General features: G+C 68.3%; 2 protein-coding genes and 1 pseudogene. All 3 read left to right on the top strand.

Annotated elements, in window-relative coordinates:
• A pseudogene (locus tag HMPREF3086_RS11305) lies at positions 1-289 on the top strand (lipase); the annotation flags it as partial.
• Between the two features lie 38 nt (positions 290-327).
• Complete coding sequence (locus HMPREF3086_RS11310; RefSeq protein ID WP_070721938.1) at positions 328-642, top strand: transposase; 315 nt, start codon at positions 328-330, stop codon at positions 640-642.
• Positions 643-791: 149 nt separating this feature from the next.
• On the top strand, positions 792-1,100 hold a 309-nt coding region (locus tag HMPREF3086_RS11315; protein ID WP_256386788.1), incomplete at its 3' end, for an IS3 family transposase.

The following is a 1,100-nucleotide window of genomic DNA, read 5'->3' on the forward strand; positions in this document are numbered from 1 at the left end:
GATCGACCACGTCCGCGCGGTGACCGGGGCGCCGCAGGTCGACCTGGTGGGCTACTCGCAGGGCGCCGCGATCGCCGGCTACACCACCAAGGTGCTGCGGCCCGGCGCGGTGGCGAACGTCGTCTCGGTGGGCGGTTACTGGGGCGCCGACAACAGCGGGCTCATCCCGCACCAGCTGCCGCGCGAGGTCGCCGGCCTCGGCCTGTGGGCCGCCAACCTGCGGGGACTGGCCGAACTGTCACCGGGCAGCCCCATGCTCGCCGCCTGGTATGCATCGCCCCGGGTTTGATGGAGACATCGATTACCCGGGAAGGGATCATTGGGAATATGGGAGCACCTCGCAAGTACCCGGATGAGCTTCGTGAACGCGCGACGCGGATGGCGCTGGAAGCACTGTCCGACCCCGACCGCTCGCATGGTGCGATCGTGCGTGTCGCCGAGCAGCTCGGCGTGCACCGCGAAGCACTACGGACCTGGGTCCGCAAAGCCCAGGCCGAGGGCCAGGACGCCTCGTCGGTCTCGGCTGATCGCGACGCCCGCCTGGCCCAGCTGGAGAAGGAAAACCGCGAGCTACGGCGGGCGAACACGATCTTGAAGCAGGCGTCGGCTTTTTTCGCGGAGCTGGACCGTCCACAGCGCTGAAGGTCGAGTTCATCGACCGCCACAAGGACGAACACGGTGTCCAGCCGATCTGCGACGCACTGGCCGAGACCAGCGCCGCGATCGCGCCTTCGTCCTACTACGCCGCCAAGACCCGGCCGCCCTCAGCGCGGTCGGTTCGCGACGCCGAACTGACGGCCGCGATCACCACGATGTACGAGGAGAACTACCACGTGTACGGAGCCCGGAAGATGTGGAAGGAGCTGGGCCGCGCCGGCCACCAGGTCGCCCGCTGCACCGTCGAACGCCTCATGAGAGCCGAAGGCCTCAAAGGGGTCCAGCGGGCCAAGTCGCCGCGCACCACCCGGCCAAGGGCTGAGACTGAGCGGCCCGCTGACCTGGTGGAACGCAAGTTCGTCGCCGAGCGCCCGAATCAACTTTGGGTCGCCGACATCACCTACATTCGCACGTACGCCGGGTGGGTGTACGCGGCGTTCATC

Source organism: Dietzia sp. HMSC21D01, assembly GCF_001815995.1.
In the GTDB taxonomy this organism is placed as follows: Bacteria; Actinomycetota; Actinomycetes; order Mycobacteriales; family Mycobacteriaceae; genus Dietzia; species Dietzia cinnamea.